The following is a 26,369-nucleotide window of genomic DNA, read 5'->3' as shown; positions in this document are numbered from 1 at the left end:
GTGTCTTATTTCCCCGCGGTCGGCAAAGGCGGGGTGTCCGGCAGTGACCCGACTCACTCGGGAGCGGACCGATACCCTGCACGCGTGGCAGTGGGCGAACAGGAACAGCAAGTGGCACGGCTCGAAACCGGGAGTGCCCACCCGGTGACGCTCTCCCCGGTCCACCCCCGCGAACCGCTGCCCCTGGAGGCCGACGAACAGCGCGGGCTGAACGTCGTCCGCCGGTTCGGCACGGTCGGGTCGCTCTTCCTCGCGCTCGGCTCCCTCGGCGCCGGCGCCGCCCCGGTGATCAACCCGGTGCAGGAGATCCCGGTGCTGCGGCTGTTCACCCGGATCCCGACGGTGTCGCTGGCCATCGCCATCTCCGGGATGGGCATCCTGGTGCTGAGCTGGCTGATGCTCGGCCGATTCGCCCAGCCCAGCCGCACGCGGCTGGCGTCACAGGGCCAGCTCGCGCGCACCATCGCGCTGTGGGTGCTGCCGCTGCTGGTCATCCCGCCGCTGTTCTCCCGCGACGTCTACAGCTACCTGGCGCAGAGCGAGATCGTGCACCGCGGGATGGACCCCTACACCCTCGGCCCGGCGCAGGCCCTCGGCGTCGCGGACAAGTTCACCGCGGGCGTGTCGAACATGTGGCGGGAGACGCCGGCGCCGTACGGGCCGGTCGTGCTGCGCCTCGGCGGCTGGCTCGCCCCGCTGGCCGGCAACAGCATCGCGGTCGGCGTGCTGCTGCAGCGCGTGCTCGCGCTGGCCGGCGTGGTCCTCATCGTCTGGGCGCTGCCACGGCTGGCGCGGCGGTTCGGCGTGCAGCCCGCGACCGCGCTGTGGCTCGGCGCCCTGAACCCGCTGCTGATCTTCCACTTCGTGGCCGGCGCCCACAACGACGCGCTCGCCGTGGGCCTGATGCTCGCCGGGCTGGAGGTGGGCATCCGGCGGCTGCCGATCCGGGTGAAGGGCGACACCCCGCCCCCGCTCGCGCGCGGGGAGCTGCTGTACATCGGCCTCGGCGTCGCGATCATCACCCTCGGCGTCGCGGTGAAGCTGCCCGCGGTGTTCGCGTTGCCGTTCTTCGCCGTGATGGTGGCCCGGCGATGGCACGGCCGGCTCAAGGACCTGTTCGTGGCCGGCGTGCCGATGGCGCTGTGGTTCGGCGTGGTCCTGGTGGCCGTCTGCTTCGGCACCGGGCTCGGCTTCGGCTGGTTCGGGGCGACGTTCAACACCCCCGGCCTGGTCCGTTCGTGGATCTCCCCCACCGCCGAGCTGGCCAACCTCTCCGGCGTCCTCGGCATCGCCCTCGGGCTCGGCAACCACACGAACGCGCTGGTGCCCATCCTCGGCGCGCTCGGCTACCTCGTCGCCGTCGGGATCACCTTCAAGTTCCTCTGGGACAGCTTCAAGTGGCGCTACCGGCCGATCATCGGGCTCGGCGTCTCGATGGGCGCGGTGATGATCCTGCAGATCAACCTGCAGCCCTGGTACGTGCTCTGGGCGGTGATCCCGCTCGCCGCCGCGGCCGGGACGTCGCGGTTCCGGGTGGCGGCGGCGGTGCTGTCGGCCGCCCTGCCGTTCCTCCTCCCGCCCACCGGCAGCACCTTCGACGGCCGCCCGTACGTGCTGCCGTTCGCCTACGTCGCGGCGATCGTCGTCTGCGGCGGCGGGATGCTGATCGTGCGGCGGCTCGCTCCCGTGTTGCTCTCCCGGCCGTCCCCGCGGGTGCCCGCGCGGGCCGACGCCGTATCGTGACCCGATGTGAGTGTCCCCGCCGTCGAGATCACCGGGCTGGTCAAAAGCTACGGCTCCACCCGCGCGGTCGACGGCCTCGACCTGCGGATGGAGCGCGGCAGCCTGCTCGCCCTGCTCGGCCCGAACGGGGCCGGGAAGACCACCACCGTCGAGATCTGCGAAGGCTTCCTCCGCGCTGACGCCGGTTCGGTGCGCGTGCTCGGCCTCGACCCGGTCCGCGAGTCGGCCGCGCTGCGGCCCCGTATCGGGATCATGCCCCAGGGCGGCGGCGCCTACCCCGGCGTCCGCGCCGACGAGATGCTGCGCCTGGTGGCGTCCTGCGCCGCGACCCCGCTGGACCCGGAGTGGCTGCTGGACGTCCTCGGGCTGGCCACCGTGCGGCGGACGCCGTTCAAGCGCCTCTCCGGTGGCCAGCAGCAGCGGCTTTCGCTGGCGTGCGCCCTGGTCGGGCGGCCGGAACTGGTGTTCCTCGACGAGCCGACGGCGGGCATGGACCCGCAGGCCCGGCGACTGGTGTGGGACCTGCTGGGCGCGCTGCGCGCCGACGGCGTCTCGGTGCTGCTGACCACGCACCTGATGGAGGAGGCCGAGGCGCTGGCCGACACGGTGGTGATCGTGGACCACGGCAAGGTCGTCGTGTCCGGCGCACCGCAGTCGCTGACGATGGACGAGACGGGCAACGCGGGGCTGCGCTTCAAGGCCCGCACGCGGCTCGACACGGCCCTGCTGACCGCGGCGCTGCCGGAGGGCTACACGGTGCGCGAGTCGGCGCCGGGGACGTACGTGGTGCTGGGCTCGGTCGACCCGCAGGTGGTGTCGACGGTGACGGCGTGGTGCGCGCAGCAGGGCGTGCTGCCGGAGGAACTGCAGGTCGGCAAGCGGACCCTGGAAGAGGTCTTCCTGGAGCTGACCGGACGGGAGCTGCGGGCATGAGCGTATTCGAGCCCGGCGTTTTCGCTCCGGCGCCCGGACGGGGGTCCCTGGGCCGGATGCTGCGGACACACGCGCGCGTCGAGGTGAGCCTGACGTTGCGCCACGGCGAGCAGGTGCTGCTGACGCTGTTGATCCCGCTGGCGTTGCTGATCGGGCTGTCCCTGCTGGACATCCTCCCGGCGTCTTCGCTCGGCTCGACGTCCAAAGTGGACTGGATCACGCCCCGGATCCTGGCGCTGGCGGTGATGTCGTCGGCGTTCACCGGCCAGGCGATCGCCCTCGGCTTCGACCGGCGCTACGGAGTGCTGAAGCGGCTCTCGGCCACGGCGCTGCCGCGCTGGCTGCTGGTGGCGGGACGGCTCGCGGCGGCGCTGGTGGTCGTGGCCCTGCAGTCGGTGATCATCGGCGTGGTGGCGGCGTTCCTGGGCTGGTCGCCGTCGCTGTCCGGGCTGGTGTCGGCGGTCCTGCTGCTGGTGCTCGGAACGTTGGCGTTCGGGGCGCTCGGTGTGCTGCTGGGCGGCGCTTTGCGCGCGGAAGCCGTGCTGGCGCTGGCGAACATCGTGTGGTTCGCACTGCTGCTGGCGGGCGGGATCCTGCTGGCGCCGGCTTCCCTGCCCACGGGGCTGGCGCGCGTGGTGGAGCTGCTGCCGTCGGGCGCGCTGGCGGAGGGGATGCGAGCGGCACTGGTGGACGGGGCGTTCGCTCCCGGCCCGATGGCGGTGCTGGCGGTCTGGGCGGTTCTCGCGGGCGCGCTGGCTTCACGCACGACGAAGCTCACCTGAGTCCCGGGTAGAAGTGACCTCACGAACCACGCCCCACCTCTGAGAAGGTCGGCCGGACCACAGCCGGACCCGAGGGGGCAGTTCACATGGTCTCGAAAACCCGCGTCTTCCTGATCATGCTGCTCCTGCTCGCGGTGGCGATCGGGGTGCTCGTCCTGCTGATCAAGGTGGACGCGGGAACGTTCTGGCTCCGGACGGTTCCCCTGGCCGTGGTGGGGTTCGGCGCCGTCTTCGCGCAGTCGATGGGCTTCTTCCAGAAGAAGCAGAAGAAAACCGAGTGACCTTGGTCCCTTGCGCCCGCCTCGCCGTTCTGGGCGCCCGGACCTGCCGAAAGCGCGTTTTCCGCGCGCTCTACCATCGATGCCGTGCCGTTCACCAGCCTCGTCGCCCGCTTGCCGTATCCCTCCGCCGCCGTGCAGCGGGCCGTCGGGATCGCCGCGGTCCTCGCGCAGGCGCTGATCGGCGTCACCGGGTCCATCGTGCGCGTCACCGGGTCCGGGCTCGGCTGCCCGACCTGGCCCGAGTGCGTCGCCGGCAGCCTCGTGCCGAAGCACGACTCCGGGATCGACGCGCTCAACCAGTGGATCGAATTCGGCAACCGGCTGCTCACCGGCGTCGTCATCCTGGTCGCCGCCGTCGCGGTCGTCACCGCGTGGCGCGTGCAGATCGACCACCCGGGCCGCAAGCGCCTGGTCAAGCTGGCCTGGACGATGCCCGGCGGCGTCGTGCTGCAGGCCGTCGTCGGCGGTCTCACCGTGCTCGCGAAGCTGGAGTGGTGGACCGTGGCGATCCACTTCCTCGCGACCACCCCGCTCGTCTGGCTGGCCGTCCTGCTGCTGCGCGCGTTCCGCGAAGGCGACGAACCCGCGCGGTCGCTGGTCCCCGCCTCCGGCCGGGGGATCCTCGTCGCGCTCGCCGCCGTGATGTGGCTGGTGCTGGCGGCGGGCACCACGGTGACCGGCGCCGGCCCGCACAGCGGCGACCTCAACACCCACCGTCTCGACGCCCCGGTCGAGGCGCTCGCCCAGGTCCACGGCGGACTGCTGGTGCTCTACCTGCTGCTGCTCGCGGTGTTCGGCCTCCAGCTGCTGCGCGTCGGCGCCCCGAAGAGCCTCTGGCGGCGCTACACGATGGTGTGGGTGGTCGCCGTCGCGCAGGGGGGTCTCGGTTCGCTGCAGTACGCGCTGGGCGTGCCGGAGGCCATGGTGTCGTTCCACGTCCTGGGCGCGATGGCGGTCATCGTCGCGACGGCGTCCCTGTGGACCGGCAGCCGCGACCGCGGCCCGGTGACATCGCTGGCAGCGGCGCCCCGCGAGCTCACGGCCGCCTGACGGCAACGCGGGCTTAACTCCGCGTCGGCGTGCGCGTCCCGGCCGTGTATTACTGTTCGCGCCATGACGTCGCGCACCGCGCCCAAGCCGCTCATCTCCCACCGCCGCGGCACCGGCGAGATGATCGTGCTCAAGACCTTCCTGCTGGTGCCGTTCGCGGCCCTGCTCATCGCGGTCCCGCTGGTCTGGGGCTGGGGCATGAGCTGGATCGACCTGATCCTCGCGGCGGCGTTCTACACGTTCGCGACGCTCGGGGTGACGGTCGGCTTCCACCGGTACTTCACCCACGGCGCGTTCAAGGCGTCGCGGCCCCTACGGATGGTCCTGGCCATCGCGGGCAGCATGGCGGTGCAGGGCTCGGTGATCTTCTGGGTGGCCAGCCACCGCCGCCACCACGCGTTCGCCGACCGCGAGGGCGACCCGCACTCGCCGTGGCTGTTCGGCACCTCCCCATCAGCCCTCCTGCGCGGCTTCTGGCACGCGCACATGGGCTGGATGTTCGGCCGCGAGGTGACCAACGCGGACCGCTTCGCCCCGGACCTGGTGGCGGACGCGGACGTCCGCTGGGTGAACCGCTACTTCTGGCTGTGGATCACGTTGAGCCTGGCCCTCCCGGCGGTCCTCGGTGGCCTGATCTCGTGGTCCTGGTGGGGCGTCGTGACGGCGTTCTTCTGGGCGGGCCTGGTGCGCATCGCGTTCCTGCACCACGTGACGTGGTCGGTGAACTCGGTCTGCCACCTGATCGGCGAGAGGCCGTTCGCGAGCCGGGACAAGGCGGCGAACTTCTGGCCGCTGGCGTTGCTGTCGATGGGCGAGTCGTGGCACAACTCGCACCACGCTGATCCGACTTGTGCGCGGCACGGGGTGTTGCGGGGGCAGCTGGACGTTTCGGCGCGGGTGATCTGGGCGTTCGAGCGGTTCGGGTGGGCGACTGATGTGCGGTGGCCGCGGGCCGATCGGCTGGCCGCGAAGCGGGTTTGATCACGGGGAGTGACCTAGCGTGCTCCTCTACCGTGTCCGACGACGCACGGTAACTTCCCGCGCGTGGAACAAAAGCATCGTAAAAGCTCACTAGAATCCGCGGCCGGCAAGGGAAATGCCACGGGCCACTCTCGGTTTGCCGTCGTGGTCGTCGCGGGGTTCGCGGTCATCGCGATGGCGTTCGCACCGCCCACCCCGGCGCCGGTTGTCGTCGCGGCACCTACGGGACAGTACGGTGGCGGCGGAAACACCGGCAATGACGTGAGCACCATCGGCTGACCCCCTCGTCGCCGAAGGAACGGGAAGAAATCCTCGTCCCAAGACGTGATCTCACTTCGGTCACGAGGATTTCCACCGGAAAGCCACCCCGTAGTCCTCCCGTGGATGACACCCGTCGATGAAGGTGTGCCGGACGAACCCGTCCTCGATGGGCAGCAGGTGCGGATCACCGTCCGGCGGGCGGCACCTTCGCTCGTATTCGGTTTGCTCCGCGTACCACCAGCAAGCTTCGGGCACGCACTTCTCGTCGAAAGCGATCTGAATCGTCAAACCGGTGACCGGCCTGCCGTCCGGAGCGCACCTCCCGGGTGCGATGCCGTGGTGGTCGACGTCGACGTTGATCCACAAGCGCTCCTCGTCGAGTTCGCCGTCGAACGCCTCGGACACGAAGGAGTACCGCTCGCCCCGGCGAAGGGGCCGGCGGAAGCGCAGACGGGCCAGCACGGGGTCGCCCGGCTGCGCTCCGGGTGAAGCGACCAGCCGGCACGCCCACAGCGCCGTCACCGGGATCTCTTCCGGTTCGTGCGTCCAGCCGGTCAGCGCGTGCACGTGATAGCCGTCGACGCCGTCCTCGCGGGCGATGATGTCGCGTTCGGTGATGCGGCGGAGCGCCGTTTTGCGGTGCATCACCACCGTGACGACCATGCGCTCGACGAAGACGGGTTGCGCCCCCTGGGAAGCTGCTCGAGCCTGCCAGCGTTCGTCGCCCGCGACCTCCACCGCCCGCCCGATGTCGATGTAGAACCGCCAGCCCTGTTCGTCCAGCGAGGCGAATTTCCCGGCCAGGCACCCGGCCAGGTCGCCGACCGCTCGCTTCCACGCCTTGTGCATGGGGGCGGTCGTGGTGGGCGGCCGCTCGCCGAAGACGCCCCGCAGTGGCCTCAGTTGGCCGAAGCGGTCCTCGAGCGTCCCCTTCCAGGCGGTTTCGCCGGGCGCCGGCGGAATCCGGAACGCCGCCATCAGGGTGTTGCGCCGGCGGGAGTCCCCCGCCGAGCCGAGCTTGCCGATCTCGTCGGCGACCAGACCCCATACGGCGAACGCGCGCGATTCGGGCGTCTCGACGGACAACATCGCTGACGGCGCCACCAAAGAGCGCAGCGCTACGGCCGACTGGCTCGCCGGTTCTTCGATCGCGTACCGGAGAAACCGGAGCGGTTCACCTTCTTTACGCGTCGCCAGCCAGCGCAGCGCGTCTTCGACCTCCTTGGGCGAAGCCACCTCGGCGACGCGCTCGCAGTCCATAGGGATGGTCACGGCACCCTCCACCGACAATGATCGACAATTCCCCGGCAAGCCCGGGCAACGGCGAGATCTGCGGCGACAGCCGCCCGGCAACGAGAAACTCGGCCCGAAAACAAAAGATCATTTCCGGTGCAACCCATCACCGGTCACCATTGGCCCTAGGCGTACTAGTACACCATCAAGAGGGGTAGAACAATGGCGAAGGACATCGCCGGCAGACCGGAGCCGCCGCCCTGGCGGGACGACGAGCGCGGACTGCGCGAGCTCATCAAGGCCGGCCTGGCCGGGATCGGCGGGCTCTACCTGGTCACCGGCTCACTGGCCGTGACCGTGATCGGGGCGGTCGTCGCGCTCGTGCTGGTGGCCGTGCAGGTGGCCCGGTGACGTTACGCCAGCTGCTGCCGCACCGCGGAGGCGAACCGCGTCACCGCGGCCGGGTCCGTCTGGCGGAAGCCCAGCGAGGGCTCCGTCAGCTCCAGTTCCAGCAGCAACGGCTTCCCGTCCGCCCCGCGCACCAGGTCCACCCGCGCGTACAACAGCTCCGCCCGCAGGATCCCCAGCAACGCCGTAGCCGCATCGAGGACGTCTTCCGCCAGCGCCACCGCGTCAAGAGGCGGCGAGGCCGGTGCCAGCTTCTCCGACAGGTACAGGCCCGAGCCATCCACTGTGGACCCGAGCATCGCGCCCTTCGTGAACGCGTGGGAGTAGATTCCGCCCAGGTACACCAGAGCGAGCTCGCCGTCGGTGTCCACACTGGACTGATACGGCTGGATCAGCGCCGCGCGACCCGAAGCGTGCAACGCCGCGACGTGCGAAGAAGCATCAGCGCCACCGGCGAACCGGGCCGCGCCCCGCGATCCCGCGCCCACCGCGGGCTTCACCACGAAATCCGACGACGGAAAAGATGCCGGCGAGCCCAGCGGGACCAGCGTCGTCGGGACCACCGGCAGGCCCGCGTCCAGCAGCTCAACCAGGTACGACTTGTCCGTGTTCCACCGGACCACGGGTGCCGGGTTGAGCAGCGACGGCACCGACTCGCACCACGCGAGGAACTCGGCGCGCCGATCCGGATAATCCCAGGTCGCGCGCAGGATGACCGCGTCCGCCGAGGCGAAGTCGAACGAAGAATCCCAGGGTGCCCACGAGACCGAAAAGCCCAGCGAAGACAACGCAGGCACGACAGCGTCGTCGTCGCCGTCACCCGAAGGGAGTTCCGCGCAGCTGACCAGGACTGCCGTGGGGCTCACTTGCCCGCCATCTTGCGGCGGTGCTCCGGGCCGATCTTCGTCTGGTTGACCGTCTCCGCGTCCCACGTCGCCGGTGCGAGGTCCTCGACCGCCTCGATCAGGGCCTCGCCCGTCGCCACCGAAGGCACGACGACGTCCCCGAGAGCGCCGTCCGCGCCGACCAGGACCACGCGGGCACCCGCCCGGCCGATGTTCTCCACCACCGCGCGGGACGGCTTGCCGTGCGCCGTCACGAACTTGCGGGCCGCGCCCAGCTGCGCGCTGGTCGGCGAAACGACGGTCTCTTCTGAAGTCACGTCCCGAACGATAACCAACGGAGAGCCGGAACGCGGAACAGCGTGGCCTCGGCCATAGTTGCACCCGGGAGAAGACGACCCGAGGAGGACCCATGCCCACCGCAGTGCAGGTGACGAAGACCGGCGGCCCGGAAGTGCTCGAACCGGCCGAAGTGGACGTCCGCGCCCCGCAGGCCGGCGAGCTCCTGGTCGACGTCGCCGCGGCCGGGGTCAACTACATCGACACCTACCAGCGCCAGGGCGTCTACCCGATGGAGCTGCCGGTCGTGCTCGGCCTCGAGGGCGCCGGCACGGTCGTGGAGGCTGATGCCGACACCGGCTTCGCGCCCGGCGACCGCGTCGCCTGGCAGGGGTCGATCGGCAGCTACGCGGCCCGCAAGCTCGTCCCGGCGTCGGTCGCGGTGCAGGTTCCCGAAGGCGTCTCGCTCGAGACCGCGGCCGCGACCATGCTGCAGGGCATCACCGCGCACTACCTGGTCGCCTCCACCTTCGAGGTCAAGCCGGGCCACGACGTGCTCGTGCACGCGGCCGCGGGCGGCGTCGGCCTGCTCCTGGTGCAGCTGGCGAAGGCGCGCGGCGCCCGCGTCATCGGCACGGTGTCGACCGAGGAGAAGGCGAAGCTCGCCCGCGAAGCCGGCGCCGACGAGGTCATCCGCTACGACCGCGACGACTTCGCCGCGATCACCCGGGAGCTGACCGGCGGCGAAGGCGTCGACGTCGTCTACGACGGCGTCGGCAAGGACACCGTCGACGGCAGCCTGGCCAGCCTGAAGGTCCGCGGCCTGCTCGCGCTGTTCGGCGCCTCCAGCGGTCCGGTGCCGCCCCTGGACCCGCAGCGCCTCAACTCCGGCGGCTCGCTGTACCTGACCCGCCCGACGTCCGCGCACTACACGCGCACGCGCGAGGAGATCGACTGGCGGTCGAAGGAGCTGTTCGACGCCATCCTCGCCGGCCGGCTGAACATCCGCATCGGCGGCAAGTACGCGCTGGCCGACGCCCGCCAGGCCCACGAGGACCTGCAGGGCCGCCGCACCACCGGCAAGCTCCTGCTCATCCCCTGACGCGCCGAAGGCCGCCACGGGGCACCCCCGCGGCGGCCTTCACGCACGTCAGGCCGCGGCGACCGAGACGGCGTCGGTGACGAACACCAGCGTCTCGTTCGGCTTCATGCCGTTGCCGCCCTCGCCGTAGGCCAGGTCCGGCGGGATGATCAGCAGCCGGCGGCCGCCCTGCTTGATGCCCACCAGGCCCTGGTCCCAGCCCGGGATGACCTTGCCGGCGCCGAGGACGAGGTCGAACGGCCGCTGGCCGAACGAGCTGTCGAGCACCTGCTTGTCCGACCAGGTCACCAGGTGGTAGTTCATCAGGAGCTTCTGGCCGGCCTTCGCGCCGTCGCCGGTGCCCTCGGACAGGTCCTTGGTGATCAGCTTCTTCGGCGGGTCGCAGTCGTCCGGGATGGTGATTTCGGGCTTCTCGCCGAACTTCCCCGTCGTCTTGATGTCGTCCGCGGTGCACTCGCGGCCCTTGCTCTGGGTGGCCGGCGCGGCGGTCGACGACGGGGCGGCCGACGACGGCGGCGCCGCCGTCTGGGTCTTGGGGTCCTGGCCGCACGCGGCCAGCGACAGCGCCGCCACGGCGACGACCACGATCTTCCCGATGTTCTGCATGCCGGGCACCCTAACCAAGCACGGAGAGTGCCGGCACTTCGTCACCGGTGGCGACCACGCCGAGCCGCCGGGTCGCCCGCGTCAGGGCCACGTACAGGTCGTTGAGGCCCCTCGGCGAGCCCGCGACGACCTCGTCCGGCGCGACCAGCACCACCGAGTCGAACTCCAGGCCCTTCGACCGCTCGACCGTCAGGACGCTCAGCCGCTCGTCGTGGCCGGCGAGCAGCGCCGACACCGCGTCGAAGCGGGCCGCGGGCACCAGGACCGCCACCGTGCCGCCGTCCACTTCGGACAGCTCGCGCGCGACCAGCCCGGGCAGCTCCGCCGGAAGGTCCCCGGCACGCACCGTCCACGGCGGGAGCCCGGTCTCCCGCACCGAAGACGGCGCCGAGAGGGAGGGATCCACCTCGGCGAGCACCCGCGCGGCGACGGCCATGATTTCGGCGGGCGTGCGGTAGTTCACGGTCAGCTGCTCCAGCCGCCAGCGGTCCTCGACGTAGGGCGAGAGCACCTCGCCCCACGACCGCGCCCCGCCCGCCGCGCCGGTCTGGGCCACGTCGCCGACCAGGGTCATCGACCGGTTCGGCGTGCGCCGCATCAGCAGCCGCCAGTCCATCGCCGAGAGCTCCTGGGCCTCGTCGACGATCACGTGCCCGAACGTCCAGGTCCGGTCCTGCGCGGCCCGCTGGGCGGCGGTCAGCTCGCTGCGCGCCTGCTGGCGTTCGGCGAACAGCTCGGCGTCGAGGACGTCGGAGACGCGCAGCAGCTCCTCGTCGATGATCTCTTCGTCCTGCTCCAGGATGTCGAGCACGCCCTCGGCGTAGGCGCGATCCTCGCGCTCACGGCGTTTGCGCTCGACGCGGGCCTCGGTGTCGTCGACGCCGATCAGCTCGGCGAGCTCGTCGAGCAGCGGCACGTCGGCGGGCGTCCACTTCGCGTCGCGGCCGCTCTCCAGCAGCGCGCGGTCCTCCTCCGCGAGCAGCTTCCCGGCCGCCCGGGAGAGGCGTTCGCGGTCGGCGAACAGGTCGTCGAGGACGCCTTCCGGGCTCAGCACCGGCCACAGCGAATCCAACGCCGCGGCGACGTTTTCGTCCGCGGCCAGCTCGGCGCGGATGTCGGCCAGGTCCTGCCCGTCGAGGAGGTCCTCCCCCAGCTTGCGGGCGGCCTGGCGGGTCAGCGCGTCGAGGACGTCGGAGACGAACAGGCGCCGCGCCGGGTTGTGCGGGCGCCGCGACCGGCGGGCCCGGGTGCGGGCGTCGGTGCACGTCTTGCGGTCGAGCCTGAGGACGTCGTGCTCGTACTCGATCTCCAGGACCGGCTCGGGCACGCGCTGGCGGTCGCGGACGGCGTTGGCCAGCACCTCGGCCATCACCAGCCGGCCCTTGACCTCGGTCGCTTCGCGCGGCTCGACGCCGTCGGCGGTCAGGCCGGGGTAGAGCTGGCCGACGGTGGCGAGCAGCACGCCGGTCTCGCCGAGCGACGGCAGCACCTGGCCGATGTAGCGCAGGAACGTGCTGTTCGGGCCGACGACGAGCACGCCGCGGGTGGTGAGCTGCTGGCGGTGCGTGTAGAGCAGGTAAGCCGCGCGGTGCAGCGCGACGGCGGTCTTGCCGGTGCCCGGGCCGCCCTGCACGACCATCACGCCGCCGAGCGGGGCGCGGATGATGCGGTCCTGCTCGGCCTGGATGGTCGCGACGATGTCGCTCATCTCGCCGGTGCGCCGCTGCTCCAGCGCGGCCAGCAGTGCGGCTTCGCCGGCCAGGCCGAGGTCCTGGCCCTGGTCGGCGGCGGTGAGGTCGAGGATCTCGTCGTCGAACCCGGTGACCTTGCGGCTCAGCGACCGCAGGTGCCGTCGCCGCCGCACCCCTTCGGGGGACGCGGCGGTGGCCAGGTAGAACGGCCGCGCGACCGGCGCCCGCCAGTCGACCAGCAGCGGCTGGTAGTCGTCGTCTTCGTCGAACAGCCCGAGCCGGCCGATGTAGGTGGTTTCCTCGGCGCTCCCGGGGACGAAGTCGAGCCGGCCGAAGGCGAGGCCCTGCTCGACGGAGCCGAGCTGGGCGAGCCGGTCGGTGTAGAGGGTGGTGGCGACGTCGCGTTCGGTGCGCGCCTGCGGGGTGCCGCCGGTCTGCCGCAGCGTCTCGTCGAGGCGTCGCTGGGCTTCGAGGCGCTCGGCGTCGAGCTTCGAGTAGAGGGTGGTGACGTACGCCTGCTCGCGGGCGAGCTCGGCGGAGAAGTCGTCCGAGGAGACGGACAAGAGCATCCTGCTTTCGCCTCAAGGGAAAAAGAGCCAACGAAGTGTAACGGCGGCCGCCGCGCGATCATTCCGCGCCGAGGGCGCAGTACGGGTAGACCTCGGCACCGGGAGCTCCTCCGGGAAGCACCCGCTCCCCCGGCGCGCACGACACGCTTTCCGGCGGCAGCTGCTCACCGCCGGTGAGGTGCCCGGCGGCGTCGCGGTGCAGCACGGCGGCTCCGCGGCTGGTCAAGGCGCGGCAGTTCGCCGAGCGGTAACGGACGCCGCCCGGCATGACGTCGGCGGTCACGGGCGTGAAGCCGCCCAGCGCCTCGGGTGCGAGCCAGATCACCGGGCCGGGTGTGGGCCGGTCGAGCACGACGCCGATCCGCTCTCCCGGGATGAGCACCGGCACCTCGACGGTCCGGATGCCGGACGTCACGGGGATCCGGTAGGCCGCGAGGGTGCTGGTGTTCTCCAAGACCGCGACACCCGGGCCGGTCTCGGCGAGGCGGACGCCACCACCGTCGGGGGCCGCCCCGGGAACCGCCGTGATCCGTTTCGGGATGGCGCAGCCGCCGGTGAGCAGGCTCTCGTCCAGGGCCGGGAGCTTCCCGTGGCCGAGGAGGACCAGCAGGCCGAGAACGACGACCGCGGCTACCGCGGTCCCGACCCGTCTCAGAACGGCAGGCCGAGGGTCGGCAGCCCGATCGCCGAGTCCACGGCCAGGGCCACGAACACGATCATCAGGTACGTGTTCGACCGGTGGAACAGCGCCATCGGCTTCGTCTCTTCACCCCGCCGCACCGCCGCCTGCAGGCTGTGCGCGTAGAAGAGGAACCAGCCGCCCGCCAGGATCGCGAACGTGCCGTACAGCCAGGACGTCACCGGGAGCAACAGCAGCGTCCACGCCACCATCACCCACGAGTAGATGACGATCTGGCGGGCGACGTGCTGGGCGGTGGCCACCACCGGCAGCATCGGGACGCCCGCGCGCTCGTAGTCGTCGCGGTACTTCATGCCCAGCGCCCACGTGTGCGGCGGGGTCCAGAAGAAGATCACGCCGAACATCACGAACGCCGGCCACTGCACCGTGCCGGTGACCGCGGCCCAGCCGATGACGACCGGCATGCAGCCCGCCGCGCCGCCCCAGACCACGTTCTGTGACGTGCGCCGCTTGAGGCCGAGCGTGTACACGAAGATGTAGAAGAGAATCGTCGCGATGGCGAGGATCGCCGAGAGCAGGTTCACCGTGAGGTAGAGCACGACCGCCGACGCGACGCCCATCACGAGGCCGAAGACCAGCGCGCCGCGGCGGGGCACCGAGTCCTTGACCAGCGGGCGGCGCTTCGTGCGGTTCATCACCTTGTCGATGTCCGCGTCGATCACGCAGTTGAGCGCGTTCGCGCTGCCCGCGGCCATCGTCCCGCCGACCAGCGTGGCCAGGACCAGCCAGGGCGAGGGGATCTGACGGCCGGCGAGGAACATCGCCGGGATGGTGGTCACCAGCAGGAGCTCGATCACGCGCGGTTTCGCCAGCGCGGCGTAGGCGCCGACGACCCGGCGGAGGCTTCGCCGCTCACCGTGCGGTCGTTCACCGGTCGGGTGCACGGCGCTGGTGTCGTCACTGCGTCCGTGCGCAGCGTTCACCGGCGACATTTCACTCCCTGCGTCAGGTTCGGGCGGGACAGTCCGGGTAGCCGAAGAACCAGCCCTACTGAACCCTCGAACGATGTTAGACGTGGTGAATCCCGTGGGTGATCGCGGGTCCTCGACCGGCCCAAGCACTAGGCTGGCCGCGACGGGCCGCGATTGCCCCTGCGCATGGCCGCGAGCAGGAATATCGTCCCTTCGGGATCGATTGAGATAAGTAGCCGCGCGTACGGGTAACCGGAACGAGGAAGACCAGCCGCAACCATCATGACCGGGAGTTGGAGTTCAGTGTCCGAAACCGCCACTACCAGCGAGAACAACCCACTCCTCCGGCGCAACACGCCCGCCGACTGGACCGACACCGACACCCGCGCCGTGGACACCGTGCGGGTGCTCGCCGCGGACGCGGTGGAGAACTGTGGCAGTGGCCACCCCGGCACCGCGATGAGCCTGGCGCCGCTCGCCTACACGCTGTTCCAGCGGACCATGCGCCACGACCCGAACGACCAGCACTGGCCGGCCCGCGACCGGTTCATCCTCTCGGCCGGCCACTCGAGCCTGACCCTCTACATCCAGCTCTTCCTCGCCGGCTACGGCCTCGAGCTCGAGGACCTCAAGCAGCTGCGCAAGTGGGGCTCGAAGACCCCGGGGCACCCCGAGTACCGCCACACCGACGGCGTCGAGACCACCACCGGCCCGCTCGGGCAGGGCCTCGCGAACGGCGTGGGCATGGCGATGGCGGCCCGCCGCGAGCGCGGCCTGCTGGACCCGGACGCCGCGCCCGGCGAGAGCATCTTCGACCACCACATCTACGTGATCGCCTCCGACGGCGACATCGAAGAGGGCGTCACCTCCGAGGCCTCGTCCATCGCGGGCCGCCAGGAGCTGGGCAACCTGATCGTCTTCTACGACGACAACAAGATCTCGATCGAGGACGACACGAACATCGCGCTCTCGGAAGACACAGTCGCCCGCTACGAGGCCTACGGGTGGCACACCCAGGTCGTCGAGGGCGGCGAGGACGTCGTCGCGATCGAGGAGGCCATCAAGGCCGCCAAGGCCGAGACGCAGCGGCCGTCGTTCATCGCCCTGCGGACCGTGATCGGCTACCCGGCGCCCAAGAAGATGGGCACCGGCAAGGCGCACGGCGCCGCGCTGGGCGGCGAAGAGGTCGCCGCGGTCAAGAAGATCCTCGGCTTCGACCCGGAGCAGTCGTTCCAGGTCGATGACGACGTGCTCAAGCACACCCGCCAGGCGGCCGAGCGCGGCCGGGTGGCGCACGCCGAGTGGCAGGAGAAGTACCAGGCCTGGGCCGAGGCCAACCCGGAGCGCAAGAAGCTCGGTGACCGGCTGGCCACCCGCACGCTGCCCGAGGGCTTCGCCGACAACCTGCCGAAGTGGGAGCCGGACGCCAAGGGCATCGCCACCCGCAAGGCCTCCGGTGAGGTCCTCAGCGCGCTGGCCGAACCGCTGCCGGAGCTGTGGGGCGGCTCGGCCGACCTGGCCGAGAGCAACAACACGACGATGAAGGGCGCCGACTCGTTCGGTCCCGAGAAGGCCGCCACCGACATGTGGCAGGCCAACCCGTACGGCCGGACGCTGCACTTCGGCGTCCGCGAGCACGCCATGGGCTCGATCCTCAACGGGATCGCGCTGCACGGCGGCACCCGCCCGTACGGCGCGACCTTCCTCATCTTCTCCGACTACATGCGCCCGCCGGTCCGGCTGGCCGCGCTGATGAAGGCGCCGGTCACCTACGTCTGGACGCACGACTCGATCGGCCTCGGCGAAGACGGGCCGACGCACCAGCCGATCGAGCAGCTCTCCGCGCTGCGCGCGATCCCGGGCCTCAACGTCGTCCGCCCGGCGGACGCCAACGAGACCGCGTACGCGTGGAAGGCCGTGCTGGAGGACATCCACCACCCGTCCGGCCTGGCGCTGACCCGCCAGAACGTGCCGGTGCTCGAGGGCACCAGCGCCGAGGGCGTCGCCAAGGGCGGGTACGTCCTGGCGGACTCGGACGGCACCCCGGACGTGGTGCTCATCGCCACCGGTTCCGAGGTCCAGCTCGCCGTCGAGGCGAAGAAGACCCTCGAGGCCGACGGGGTCAAGGCGCGCGTCGTCTCGATGCCGTGCGTCGAGTGGTTCGACGCGCAGGACGCGGCCTACCGCGAATCCGTCATCCCGGCCGCCGTGAAGGCCCGCGTGTCCGTCGAGGCGGGCATCGCCCAGTCGTGGCACCGCTTCACCGGTGACGCCGGGGTGAACGTTTCGATCGAGCACTTCGGCGCCTCCGCCGACGCCGCCACACTGTTCCGTGAGTTCGGGTTCACCGCGGAAGCAGTCGTCGAGGCGGCCCGCCGCTCGATCCAGAACACCAAGAATTCCTGAAGGGGATGACAGTAATGAGCAACGACAAGCTCGCGCAGCTGTCCGCAGCCGGTGTATCCATCTGGCTCGACGACCTTTCGCGTGAACGCCTGAACACCGGCAACCTCGCCGCGCTCGTCCGCGACAAGCACGTCGTCGGCGTGACGACCAACCCGACGATCTTCGCGAACGCGATGTCCAAGGGTGACGCCTACGACGAGCGCACCCGGGAGCTCGCGGCCCAGGGCGCCGACGTCGAGGCGACCATCCGGGACCTGACCACGACCGACGTGCGCAACGCCGCCGACCTGTTCCGCGACGTCTACAACGCCACGAACGGCGTCGACGGCCGCGTCTCCATCGAGGTCGACCCGCGCCTGGCCAAGGACACCGACAAGACGGTGGCCGAGGCTAAGGACCTGTGGAAGACCGTGGACCGGCCGAACGTGCTGATCAAGATCCCGGCCACCGAAGAGGGCCTGCCGGCCATCACCGCCACGCTCGCCGAGGGCATCAGCGTCAACGTCACGCTGATCTTCTCCGTCGAGCGCTACAAGAAGGTCATCGAGGCCTTCTTCGCGGGCCTGGAGCAGGCGAAGGCCAACGGCCACGACCTGCGCGGCATCCACTCGGTCGCCTCGTTCTTCGTGTCCCGCGTGGACACCGAGATCGACAAGCGCCTGGAAGCCATCGGCACCGACGAGGCCCTGGCGCTGCGCGGCAAGGCGGCCGTCGCCAACGCCCGGCTCGCGTACGTGGCCTTCGAGGAGCTGTTCGCTTCGGACCGCTGGAAGGCCCTCGCGGCCGACGGCGCCAACGCGCAGCGCCCGCTGTGGGCCTCGACCGGTGTGAAGAACCCGGACTACTCCCCCACGCTCTACGTCGACGACCTGGTGGTGAAGAACACCGTCAACACCATGCCGGAGAAGACCCTCGACGCGGTCGCCGAGCACGCCGACCTCCAGGGCGACCGGGTCAGCGGCCACGGCAAGGACGCGCAGGAGGTCTTCGACCAGCTCGAAGCCGTCGGCATCGACATCCGCGACGTGTTCCTCACGCTGGAGAACGAAGGCGTCGAGAAGTTCGAGAAGTCCTGGACGGAACTCCTCGACACCGTGAACGGCCAGCTCGAGAAGGCGAAGGGCTGAAGCGCACCATGACGACAGGGGAAAAAACCGGCGTCGAGATCGTGGACGCCGAACTGGCGGAGCGCGCTGCGCCCCTCGTCGAGCGGCTGGTCGCCGACCAGGCCGCCTCGAAGCTGGCGGCGCAGGACGCGACGCTCTGGGGACCGGACGCCGAATCCGAGGCGTCGATCCGGCTGTCGTGGACGACGCTGCACAAGTCGTCGCGGCCGCTGATCGGCGAGATCGAGGCACTGCGCACCGAACTGCGATCCGAAGGCGTCGACCGTGTCGTGCTGGCCGGTATGGGCGGCTCGTCGCTGGCGCCGGAGGTGATCACCGCGACCGACGGCGTCGCGCTGACCGTCCTCGACACCACCGACCCCGGCCAGGTCGCCGACGCGCTGGCCGGCGACCTCGAGCGCACCGTGATCGTGGTGTCGTCGAAGTCGGGCGGCACCGTCGAGACCGACAGCCACCGGCGGATCTTCGCGAAAGCGTTCGCCGACGCGGGCATCGACGCGGCGCGGCGGATCGTGGTCGTCACCGACCCCGGCTCGCCGTTCCAGGAACTGTCCGAAAAGGAGGGATACCGCAAGGTCTTCCTCGCCGACCCGCACGTCGGCGGCCGCTACTCGGCGCTGACCGCGTTCGGGCTCGTCCCGGCCGGGCTCGCCGGCGCGGACGTCGCCCGGCTGCTCGACCAGGCCGCTTCGGTGGCCGAAGAGCTCGCGGCCGACTCCGCGGGCAACCCGGCGGTCAAGCTGGCCGCAGCCTGGGCCGCCGCGCACGAAGGCGGCGCCGAGAAGGTCGTGCTGGCCGACTCCGGTTCCGGCGTCAAGGGCTTCCCGGACTGGGCCGAGCAGCTGATCGCGGAGTCCACCGGAAAGCAGGGCACCGGGTTGCTGCCGGTCGCGGTCGAGGGCACGGAGGCGCCCGGCTTCGCCGACGCGAAGTCCGACGCCACCCCGGTCGCCGTCGGCAGCTCGCAGGGCGCCGCGAAGATCGCGGTCACCGGCTCGCTCGGCGCGCAGTTCCTGCTCTGGGAGTTCGCCACGGCGCTCGCCGGCCGGCTGCTCGGAATCAACCCGTTCGACCAGCCCGACGTCGAGACGGCGAAGAAGGCGGCCCGCGCGCTGCTGGACGACCCGGAGAAGCTGAAGGGCGGCGAAGAGCCATCCAATGTGGACGGTTCGGTCGAGATCTTCGGCAGTGACGGCGTTTCCACCGACGGCAGCCTGACCGACGTGCTCCGGGCGTTCTTCGCCTCGGCGCCGGACGCGGGCTACATCGCGGTGCAGGCCTACCTCGACCGGCTCGACGACGCGTCGACGGCGGTGCTGCGCGGCGAGATCGCCAAGCGCACCGGAAAGCAGACGACGTTCGGCTGGGGCCCGCGGTTCCTGCACTCCACCGGCCAGTACCACAAGGGCGGGCACCAGAACGGCGTCTTCCTGCAGCTGACCGGCGCCGTCGAGCAGGACCTCGACGTGCCGGACCGGCCGTACACGCTGGGGCAGCTGCAGCACGCCCAGGCCCTCGGCGACGGGCAGGTGCTCGCCGAGCACGGCCGCCCGGTGCTGCGCCTGCACCTGACCGACCGGGCCGCGGGCCTCGCGGCCGTCGCCCGCGCGGTACAGGAGGCCGGCGCATGACCTGGAGCAACCCGCTGCGCGACCCGCGGGACAAGCGGCTCCCGCGGATCGCCGGGCCGTCCAGCCTGGTGATCTTCGGTGTCACCGGCGACCTGGCACGCAAGAAGCTGATGCCCGCCATCTACGACCTGGCCAACCGCGGCCTGCTGCCCGCGGGCTTCTCGCTCGTCGGGTTCGCCCGCCGCGACTGGGAGCACCAGGACTTCGGCGAGCTCGTGCACGACTCGGTCAAGGAGCACGCGCGGACGCCGTTCAAGGAGTCGGTGTGGAACCGGCTCGCCGAAGGCATCCGGTTCGTCCAGGGCACCTTCGACGACGACGACGCCTTCGACCGGCTCGCGCAGACGGTCCGCGACCTCGACGCCGAACGCGGCACCGGCGGCAACACCGCGTTCTACCTGTCGATCCCGCCCGGCGCGTTCCCGGTGGTGACCAAGCAGCTGGCCCGGTCCGGGCTGGCGAACGCCGACGAGAACACCTGGCGGCGCGTCGTCATCGAGAAGCCCTTCGGGCACGACCTGAAGAGCGCCGAAGAGCTCAACGCGATCGTCAACGACGTCTTCCCCGAGGAGTCGGTGTTCCGCATCGACCACTACCTCGGCAAGGAGACGGTGCAGAACATCCTGGCGCTGCGCTTCGCGAACCAGCTGTTCGAACCGATCTGGAACGCCAACTACGTCGACCACGTGCAGATCACCATGGCCGAGGACATCGGCCTCGGCGGCCGCGCGGGGTACTACGACGGCATCGGCGCCGCCCGGGACGTCATCCAGAACCACCTGCTGCAGCTGCTGGCCTTCACCGCGATGGAGGAGCCGCTGTCGTTCGACCCGCGGGCCCTGCGCGCGGAGAAGATCAAGGTGCTCTCGGGCACCAAGCCCCTCGGGCCGCTGGGCAAGACCACCGCGCGCGGCCAGTACGCGGGCGGCTGGCAGGGCGGCACGAAGGTGCCCGGCCTGCTGCAGGAAGAGGGCTTCGCGAAGGACTCGAAGACCGAGACCTACGCCGCGGTGACCCTCGAAGTGCAGAGCCGCCGCTGGGCCGGGGTGCCGTTCTACCTGCGCACCGGCAAGCGGCTCGGCCGCCGCGTCACCGAGATCGCCGTGGTGTTCAAGCGGGCGCCGCACCTGCCGTTCGACTCGACGTCGACCGAGGAGCTGGGGCAGAACGCCCTGGTCATCCGGGTCCAGCCGGACGAGGGCATCACGCTGCGGTTCGGCTCGAAGGTGCCGGGGACCACGATGGAGGTCCGCGACGTCACGATGGACTTCGGCTACGGCCACGCGTTCACCGAGTCCTCCCCCGAGGCCTACGAGCGGCTGATCCTGGACGTCCTGCTCGGCGAGCCGTCGCTGTTCCCGGTGAACGAAGAGGTCGAGCTCTCCTGGAAGATCCTCGACCCGATCCTGGAGCACTGGGCGAAGGAAGGCGCGCCCGAGCAGTACGCGCCGGGCACGTGGGGCCCGCCGTCCGCCGACGAAATGCTGGAGCGCACCGGCCGGAAATGGAGGCGCCCGTGATCATCGACCTGCCGTCCACCACGACTTCGGCACTCAACAAGAAGCTGGTGGAGATCCGCGAACAGGGCGGGCAAGTGGCGCTCGGGCGAGTCCTGACGCTGGTGATCGTGGCCGACGACGACGCCCATCTCGAGGAAGCCATCGAGGCGGCCAACGGCGCGAGCCGCGAGCACCCGTCGCGGGTGATCGTGGTGGCCAAGGGCGCCCGCACGGCGGCCCCGCGCATCGACGGCCAGATCCGGGTCGGCGGCGACGCCGGCGCGAGCGAGGTCATCGTGCTGCGCCTGTACGGCCCGCTGGCCGCGCAGGGCCAGAGCGCGGTGGTGCCGCTGCTGCTGCCGGACGCCCCGATCGTCTGCTGGTGGCCGGGCGCCGGCCCGAAGGACCCGGACAAGGACCCGCTCGGCGAGCTGGCCCAGCGCCGGATCACCGACTCGGCCGCGGAGAAGAACCCGGTCAAGGCGCTGACCACGCGGGCGAAGGCGTACACCGAGGGCGACACCGACCTGGCCTGGACGCGCCTGACGCACTGGCGGGCCCAGCTCGTCTCCGCGCTGGACCTGCCGCCGTACGAGAAGATCACCGGCGCGACGGTGACCGGCGAGGCCGACTCGCCGTCGACCGAGCTGCTGGCCGCCTGGCTGGCCGAGTACCTGAAGGTGCCGGTCAAGCGGGTCAAGAGCTCGGGCGCGGCCGGGATCATCTCGGTGACGCTCGACCGCCGGTCGGGCCCGGTGGAGCTGCACCGCCCGGACGGCCGCGTGGGCACGCTGACCCAGCCGGGCCAGCCGACCCGCCGGATCGCGCTGCAGCGGCGCAGCACGCAGGACTGCCTGATCGAGGAGCTGCGCCGGCTCGACCCGGACGAGGTCTACGAAGCGGCCCTGCAGGGCCTGGGCAAGATCACGTCGGGCACGAACGGCAAGACGGCCGCGCCGGCCAAGGCGGACGTCACGTCGCCGGCGGCGGCCCCCGGTTCGGCCGCTTCGGCTGCCGCGGCCGGTTCGGGTGCCAAGAAATGAGCAAGACGGAAGTCGTCGTCTACGCCAACCAGGACATCCTGGCGGCCGCCGCGGCGGCTCGCCTGGTCACCCGGCTGGTGGACGTCCAGGCGGCCAAGGGGTCGGCCTCGCTGGTGCTGACGGGCGGCGGCACGGGCATCGCGGTGCTGTCCGAGCTGCGGGCTTCGTCGGCCCGCGACGCGATCGACTGGTCCCGCCTGGACATCTACTGGGGCGACGAGCGGTTCGTCCCGGCGGATTCGGACGAGCGGAACGAGAAGCAGGCCCGCGAGGCCTTGCTGGACCACGTTCCGCTGGATCCGAAGAGGATCCACGTCATGGCGCCATCGGACGGCGAGTTCGGCGCCGATGTGGACGCGGCGGCTGCGGCTTACGCGGAGGTGCTGGCCGCGCAGGCGGGCCCGGAGGACCACGGCGACGTGCCGTCGTTCGACATCATGCTGCTGGGCCTCGGCGGTGAGGGGCACACGGCGTCGGTGTTCCCGGAGTCCCCGGCGGTGTACGAGACCGAGCGTTCGGTGGTGGCGGTGCGCAACTGCCCGAAGCCGCCGCCGACCCGGGTGTCGTTGACGCTGCCGGCGATCCGCCGGGCACAGGACGTGTGGCTGATGACGGCCGGCGAGGCGAAGGCGGACGCGGTGGCGCTGGCGTTGGCGGGGGCGGGCGAAGTGCAGCTCCCGGTGGCCGGGGCTCGCGGCCACCGGCGGACGCTGTGGCTGCTCGACCGGGCCGCGGCGGGGAAGCTGACAAAGGTGTACCAGCCACCCACGGCTTGAGTTTTGTCCGGTGAAGGCCCTCTGCTTCGGCAGGGGGCCTTCACTCGTTGGCCGGTCGAGGGGCCCAGGTCTCCGGCGGTGGCGACGGGGCCGAGATCTCCCGCTGCGGCGAGACGGCCGAGGGCTCCGGCGGTGGCGCGAACGACCAGCGGGTTCTTCTCTTGCCGTCTGCCCGGTCACCGCGCCGGGCTCACTCCGTCCGCCAGCCGCGCTGCAAGCGAGCGAAGATCTCCTCCGCCGCCCGGCGGGGGTGGTCGTCGGCCAGGATCAGCTCGCGGGAGGCCAGGGCGAACCGGGCCAAGGCCGCGCACGCGACGTCACCCTCCGGGGCGCCCATCTCCTCCGCGATCGCCCGGGCCAGCGCCGTCTCGTGGCGCATCCACATCCGCCTGGCGTAGTCGCGCAGGGCCGGTTCGCTCTCGATCAGCCGCCGGAATTCGTCGCTGGGGGCGCTCTTGGCCAGGCGCAGGAGGTGCTCGCGCAGCGCGTCCACGACCGAGTAGCCCGGCGGCCGCCCGTGGACCGCCAGGACGAGCGCCTCCTCGATGTCTTCGTCCTGGTCGAACACCAGCGCTTCCTTGCTGGGGAAGTACTTGAACAACGTCGTCACCGAGACGTCCGCGGCGTCCGCGACCTCCTTCACCCCGACCTGGTCGTAGCCGCGGGCGAGGAACAGCTCGAGCGCCGCGTCGGCGAGGGCTTTGCGGGTCTGGGCCTTCTTGCGCTCGCGGCGTCCGATCACTTCGGTCATGAGACGAAGTCTAACTCACTCAAAAAGTTCAGTCGTTGCACCTTCTGAGTGGTTGTGCTTTCTTGGTGACATGACTTTTCCTCGTATCGCCATCGCCGGCGCCGGGCTGGGCGGCCTCGCCTGCGCCCGCGTCCTGCAGCTGCACGGCCTCGACGTCACCGTCTTCGAACAGGAACCCGCCGCCGACGCGCGGCCCCAGGGCGGCACGCTCGACATGCACGCCGACACCGGCCAGGTCGCCCTCCGCACCGCGGGCCTGGACGAACAGTTCCGCGCCCTCGCGCGGCCTGAAGGCCAGCAGATGCGCGGGCTCGACCCGCACACCGCCGAAGCCGTCCTCGACGAGGTCCCGGCCGACGGCGACGACTTCCGGCCCGAGATCGACCGCGGCCAGCTGCGCGGCATCCTGCTGGACTCCCTCTCCCCCGGCACCGTCCGATGGGGACGACCGGTCGCCGACGTCACCACGACCGGCGACGGCGCGCGGCTGACGTTCGCCGACGGCGTCAGCCGGGACTTCGACCTCGTCGTGGGCGCGGACGGTGCGTGGTCCCGCGTCCGGCACGCCCTCACCGGCGTCCGGCCCGGGTACAGCGGCGTCACGTTCGTCGAGTTCGGCCTCGACGACGCCGACCGCCGCCACGCCGCCCTGGCCGCGCTGACCGGCCACGGGACGATGATGACCAAGGTCGGCGGGAAGGCGCTCGTCGCGCAACGCACCAGCAACGGCCACATCCGCTGCTACGCCGTCTTCTACGCGTCCGAGGACTGGGCCGCCGGTCTCGACTTCGCCGTTCCGGACGCGGTGCGGGCACACCTGCTCGAGCGCTACGCCGGCTGGCACCCGGACCTGCTCGCGTACCTGCGGGAGCCCGACGGCGGGTTCACGCACCGGCCGCTCCACGTCCTGCCGGTCCCTCACGCCTGGACGACCACTCCCGGCCTCACCCTGGTCGGCGACGCCGCGCACCTGATGCCGCCGCTCGGCGTCGGCGCGAACCTCGCCCTGCTGGACGGGACCGAGCTGGCGACCGCGCTGGCCACGGCGCCGAGCGTCGAGGAGGCGGTCCGGGCCTACGAGGCCGGCATGCTGCCGCGGTCGATCGAGACGGCGAAAGCCTGCGCGTCCGGCCTGCACGACCTGCTGAGCGACGACCTCCGGTCCATGGCGGCCTGAGAACTACCGCCGGGCGACCACACGTGGGTAACATGATTCCCACGATGTGGTCGTCTTGGCGCACACTGGGAAACAGAACTCGCACCCTGGGTAGCCCCCGGCGTCGGCGATCCCCCGGACGGCCCAGCCGATTACGGAATCCGGACGCCGGAGCACCGACCGCGGGTGAAACTAACCGTCTCCGTACGTGACCTCGTTAGCATCCGCACATTTCTCTGCCGCTGCGCGTCCCGATCGGGCCCTGAGCGCCTCTCACCACCAAGTCCACAAGACGAATGGGGTCGCCAGCGATGAGTACAGAGGGACTCTCGATTCCAGGCATCTCGATCGCCGGCTCGGGGCCATCGGCCGCCGAGCGGGTGCGCAAACGCGGCCTGAGCCTGTTCGGCTCGGTGCCCCGCCCCGCTGTGGTCACGTTCGCCATCGAGGCGGCCGCGGTCATCCTGGCCGTGCTCGACGTCTGGCTGGTCATCCCCGAGAAGGCCCAGCCGTACTCGATCTACCTGTCCGGCGCCGCCTGCCTCGCGGTGGTGTTCCGGCGGAAGTTCCCGTTCCTCGCCGTGCTCGTCGCGGTCCCCGGCTTCCTGGCCGGCTGGGCCCAGCTCGCGTCGATGATCACTCTCGGCATGCTCGCCACCCGCCGTCAGCTGCACTGGCAGACCTGGGTCGGCGCCGCGCTGGTGTGGATGTGCCGGTTCGTGCAGTGGCCGCTGGAGGACTTCGCCGAGCTCAGCTGGCGCGAGCACATCCTCGACGGCATCTACGGCGTCCTGGTCGCCGGCATGCCGATCGCGATCGGCCTGCTCATCGGCGCCCGCACCGAGGTTTCGAACAAGCTCGCCGAGCTGGCCACGAGCCGCGACCGCGAGCGCCGCTTCCACGCCGACGCCGTCCGCGCCGAGGAACGCGCCCGGCTGGCCCGCGAGATGCACGACGTCGTCTCCCACCAGATCACGCTGATCGCCATGCAGGCCGGCGCGCTCCAGGCCCAGACCACCGACGACCGCGCGCTGGAGACGGCGCAGGTCATCCGCACGTTGTCCAAGCGGACGCTGGAGGAGCTGCGTTCGCTGGTCAGCGTCCTGCGGGCCGGTTCGGACGACGACGGCCCGCGGGCGGGCATCAACGAGCTCGACCGGCTGATCCGCACGTCCGACGTCCCGGTGCACCTCACGGTGGAGCACCTGCCGGAGGCCCTGCCCAACCAGGTGTCGGCGGCGGCCTACCGGACGGTGCAGGAGTGCTTGACCAACGTCCACAAGCACGCCCCGGGCGCGACGGCGACCATCCGCATCCAGGGTGAGCACGGCGCACTCAAGATCGAGGTCCGCAACGAGCGCGCCAGCCGCCCGACGGAGGGCTTGCCCTCGGGCGGCCACGGCCTGACAGGCCTGGCGGAGCGGGCTCGCCTGCTGGGCGGAAGCTTCGAGACGTCGGGAACGGAGGACGGCGGCTTCCGGGTCCGGGCGCGGTATCCGCTGGATCGCTGACCTCCGGCCCCCGGTATCCAGCTTAGCGGCGGATACCGACGGTTCCGGATCGCACGACGCCGCGAGCGGCGGGTTCAGGGCCGTTTCGGTCCGGAAT

The 26,369-nt window shown here is 71.2% G+C and carries 25 protein-coding genes; 17 read left to right on the top strand and 8 right to left on the bottom strand.

Annotation, left to right across the window (positions count from 1 at the left end):
• Positions 1 to 111 precede the first annotated feature (111 nt).
• The 7 genes from mptB (at position 112) to ACFVYA_RS15035 (ending at position 6,049) form a co-directional block, all read left to right on the top strand.
• On the top strand, positions 112 to 1,743 hold the full coding sequence (mptB, locus tag ACFVYA_RS15065; protein ID WP_285993757.1) for a polyprenol phosphomannose-dependent alpha 1,6 mannosyltransferase MptB: 1,632 nt from the start codon (positions 112 to 114) through the stop codon (positions 1,741 to 1,743).
• A 6-nt stretch (positions 1,744 to 1,749) separates the two neighbouring features.
• On the top strand, positions 1,750 to 2,676 hold the full coding sequence (locus ACFVYA_RS15060; protein ID WP_387045319.1) for an ABC transporter ATP-binding protein: 927 nt from the start codon (positions 1,750 to 1,752) through the stop codon (positions 2,674 to 2,676).
• Positions 2,673 to 3,458, top strand: a complete 786-nt coding sequence (locus ACFVYA_RS15055; protein ID WP_387045317.1) for an ABC transporter permease — start codon at positions 2,673 to 2,675, stop codon at positions 3,456 to 3,458. The genes ACFVYA_RS15060 and ACFVYA_RS15055 overlap by 4 nt, the downstream gene beginning before the upstream one ends.
• A gap of 86 nt (positions 3,459 to 3,544) precedes the next feature.
• On the top strand, positions 3,545 to 3,739 hold the full coding sequence (locus ACFVYA_RS15050; protein WP_360183349.1) for a hypothetical protein: 195 nt from the start codon (positions 3,545 to 3,547) through the stop codon (positions 3,737 to 3,739).
• Between the two features lie 84 nt (positions 3,740 to 3,823).
• Positions 3,824 to 4,789: a heme A synthase gene (locus ACFVYA_RS15045; protein WP_387045315.1), complete on the top strand. Its 966-nt coding sequence runs from the start codon at positions 3,824 to 3,826 to the stop codon at positions 4,787 to 4,789.
• 63 nt (positions 4,790 to 4,852) lie between these two features.
• Positions 4,853 to 5,770, top strand: a complete 918-nt coding sequence (locus ACFVYA_RS15040; RefSeq protein WP_387045313.1) for an acyl-CoA desaturase — start codon at positions 4,853 to 4,855, stop codon at positions 5,768 to 5,770.
• 63 nt (positions 5,771 to 5,833) lie between these two features.
• Complete coding sequence (locus tag ACFVYA_RS15035) at positions 5,834 to 6,049, top strand: hypothetical protein (RefSeq protein ID WP_387045312.1); 216 nt, start codon at positions 5,834 to 5,836, stop codon at positions 6,047 to 6,049.
• Between the two features lie 60 nt (positions 6,050 to 6,109).
• Here the strand turns inward: ACFVYA_RS15035 and ACFVYA_RS15030 are convergent, their stop codons facing one another.
• Positions 6,110 to 7,303 (bottom strand): hypothetical protein, encoded by a 1,194-nt coding sequence (locus ACFVYA_RS15030; protein WP_387045309.1) that lies wholly within the window; start codon positions 7,301 to 7,303, stop codon positions 6,110 to 6,112.
• A gap of 183 nt (positions 7,304 to 7,486) precedes the next feature.
• On the opposite strand from ACFVYA_RS15030, the gene ACFVYA_RS15025 reads away from it, so the two are divergent.
• Positions 7,487 to 7,675: a hypothetical protein gene (locus ACFVYA_RS15025; protein WP_387045308.1), complete on the top strand. Its 189-nt coding sequence runs from the start codon at positions 7,487 to 7,489 to the stop codon at positions 7,673 to 7,675.
• A 2-nt stretch (positions 7,676 to 7,677) separates the two neighbouring features.
• Here ACFVYA_RS15025 and ACFVYA_RS15020 read toward each other — a convergent pair whose 3' ends face one another.
• Positions 7,678 to 8,538: a RimK family alpha-L-glutamate ligase gene (locus ACFVYA_RS15020; RefSeq protein ID WP_387045306.1), complete on the bottom strand. Its 861-nt coding sequence runs from the start codon at positions 8,536 to 8,538 to the stop codon at positions 7,678 to 7,680.
• Complete coding sequence (locus ACFVYA_RS15015) at positions 8,535 to 8,834, bottom strand: hypothetical protein (RefSeq protein WP_387045304.1); 300 nt, start codon at positions 8,832 to 8,834, stop codon at positions 8,535 to 8,537. The genes ACFVYA_RS15020 and ACFVYA_RS15015 overlap by 4 nt, the downstream gene beginning before the upstream one ends.
• Before the next feature lie 92 nt (positions 8,835 to 8,926).
• Here ACFVYA_RS15015 and ACFVYA_RS15010 point away from each other — a divergent pair, with 92 nt between their 5' ends.
• Positions 8,927 to 9,895, top strand: coding sequence for a quinone oxidoreductase family protein (locus tag ACFVYA_RS15010; RefSeq protein ID WP_387045302.1), 969 nt, complete (start codon positions 8,927 to 8,929; stop codon positions 9,893 to 9,895).
• 48 nt (positions 9,896 to 9,943) lie between these two features.
• Here the strand turns inward: ACFVYA_RS15010 and ACFVYA_RS15005 are convergent, their stop codons facing one another.
• The 4 genes from ACFVYA_RS15005 to ACFVYA_RS14990 form a co-directional block, all read right to left on the bottom strand.
• Positions 9,944 to 10,501 (bottom strand): FKBP-type peptidyl-prolyl cis-trans isomerase, encoded by a 558-nt coding sequence (locus ACFVYA_RS15005; RefSeq protein ID WP_387045300.1) that lies wholly within the window; start codon positions 10,499 to 10,501, stop codon positions 9,944 to 9,946.
• Between the two features lie 10 nt (positions 10,502 to 10,511).
• Positions 10,512 to 12,761, bottom strand: coding sequence for a HelD family protein (locus ACFVYA_RS15000; protein WP_387045297.1), 2,250 nt, complete (start codon positions 12,759 to 12,761; stop codon positions 10,512 to 10,514).
• A gap of 58 nt (positions 12,762 to 12,819) precedes the next feature.
• Entirely contained in the window at positions 12,820 to 13,215 is a 396-nt protein-coding gene (locus tag ACFVYA_RS14995) for a hypothetical protein (protein ID WP_285990056.1), read from the bottom strand.
• Positions 13,216 to 13,412: 197 nt separating this feature from the next.
• Positions 13,413 to 14,393 (bottom strand): heme o synthase, encoded by a 981-nt coding sequence (locus ACFVYA_RS14990; RefSeq protein WP_285990055.1) that lies wholly within the window; start codon positions 14,391 to 14,393, stop codon positions 13,413 to 13,415.
• 282 nt (positions 14,394 to 14,675) lie between these two features.
• On the opposite strand from ACFVYA_RS14990, the gene tkt reads away from it, so the two are divergent.
• Genes tkt through pgl form a run of 6 tightly spaced genes read left to right on the top strand, consistent with a single transcriptional unit; the run spans position 14,676 to position 22,854 of the window.
• Positions 14,676 to 16,778, top strand: coding sequence for a transketolase (tkt, locus tag ACFVYA_RS14985; RefSeq protein ID WP_387045295.1), 2,103 nt, complete (start codon positions 14,676 to 14,678; stop codon positions 16,776 to 16,778).
• 14 nt (positions 16,779 to 16,792) lie between these two features.
• Entirely contained in the window at positions 16,793 to 17,905 is a 1,113-nt protein-coding gene (gene tal, locus ACFVYA_RS14980; protein WP_387045293.1) for a transaldolase, read from the top strand.
• An 8-nt stretch (positions 17,906 to 17,913) separates the two neighbouring features.
• Entirely contained in the window at positions 17,914 to 19,536 is a 1,623-nt protein-coding gene (locus tag ACFVYA_RS14975; RefSeq protein ID WP_387045291.1) for a glucose-6-phosphate isomerase, read from the top strand.
• Positions 19,533 to 21,056 carry a glucose-6-phosphate dehydrogenase gene (gene zwf / locus ACFVYA_RS14970; RefSeq protein WP_387045289.1) on the top strand — a complete coding sequence of 508 codons (1,524 nt, stop codon included), beginning with the start codon at positions 19,533 to 19,535 and terminating at the stop codon, positions 21,054 to 21,056. The genes ACFVYA_RS14975 and zwf overlap by 4 nt, the downstream gene beginning before the upstream one ends.
• Positions 21,053 to 22,078 carry a glucose-6-phosphate dehydrogenase assembly protein OpcA gene (gene opcA, locus ACFVYA_RS14965; protein ID WP_285990050.1) on the top strand — a complete coding sequence of 342 codons (1,026 nt, stop codon included), beginning with the start codon at positions 21,053 to 21,055 and terminating at the stop codon, positions 22,076 to 22,078. Before zwf ends, opcA begins: the two co-directional genes overlap by 4 nt.
• Complete coding sequence (pgl, locus tag ACFVYA_RS14960; protein ID WP_285990049.1) at positions 22,075 to 22,854, top strand: 6-phosphogluconolactonase; 780 nt, start codon at positions 22,075 to 22,077, stop codon at positions 22,852 to 22,854. Before opcA ends, pgl begins: the two co-directional genes overlap by 4 nt.
• A gap of 190 nt (positions 22,855 to 23,044) precedes the next feature.
• Here pgl and ACFVYA_RS14955 read toward each other — a convergent pair whose 3' ends face one another.
• On the bottom strand, positions 23,045 to 23,605 hold the full coding sequence (locus ACFVYA_RS14955) for a TetR/AcrR family transcriptional regulator (RefSeq protein ID WP_285990048.1): 561 nt from the start codon (positions 23,603 to 23,605) through the stop codon (positions 23,045 to 23,047).
• A gap of 70 nt (positions 23,606 to 23,675) precedes the next feature.
• Here ACFVYA_RS14955 and ACFVYA_RS14950 point away from each other — a divergent pair, with 70 nt between their 5' ends.
• Both ACFVYA_RS14950 and ACFVYA_RS14945 read left to right on the top strand, forming a co-directional pair.
• The gene (locus ACFVYA_RS14950; protein WP_387045287.1) at positions 23,676 to 24,782 is read left to right on the top strand and encodes an FAD-dependent oxidoreductase; all 1,107 of its coding nucleotides are present in this window, start codon (positions 23,676 to 23,678) and stop codon (positions 24,780 to 24,782) included.
• A gap of 290 nt (positions 24,783 to 25,072) precedes the next feature.
• Positions 25,073 to 26,272, top strand: coding sequence for a sensor histidine kinase (locus ACFVYA_RS14945; RefSeq protein ID WP_387045286.1), 1,200 nt, complete (start codon positions 25,073 to 25,075; stop codon positions 26,270 to 26,272).
• The last annotated feature ends 97 nt before the right edge of the window (positions 26,273 to 26,369 follow it).

Origin of the sequence: Amycolatopsis sp. NPDC058278, assembly GCF_042881395.1 — a bacterium.
Lineage (GTDB): Bacteria > Actinomycetota > Actinomycetes > Mycobacteriales > Pseudonocardiaceae > Amycolatopsis.
The sequence above is the reverse complement of the archived record's forward strand: the minus strand, read 5'-3'. Positions and strand labels throughout refer to the sequence as shown.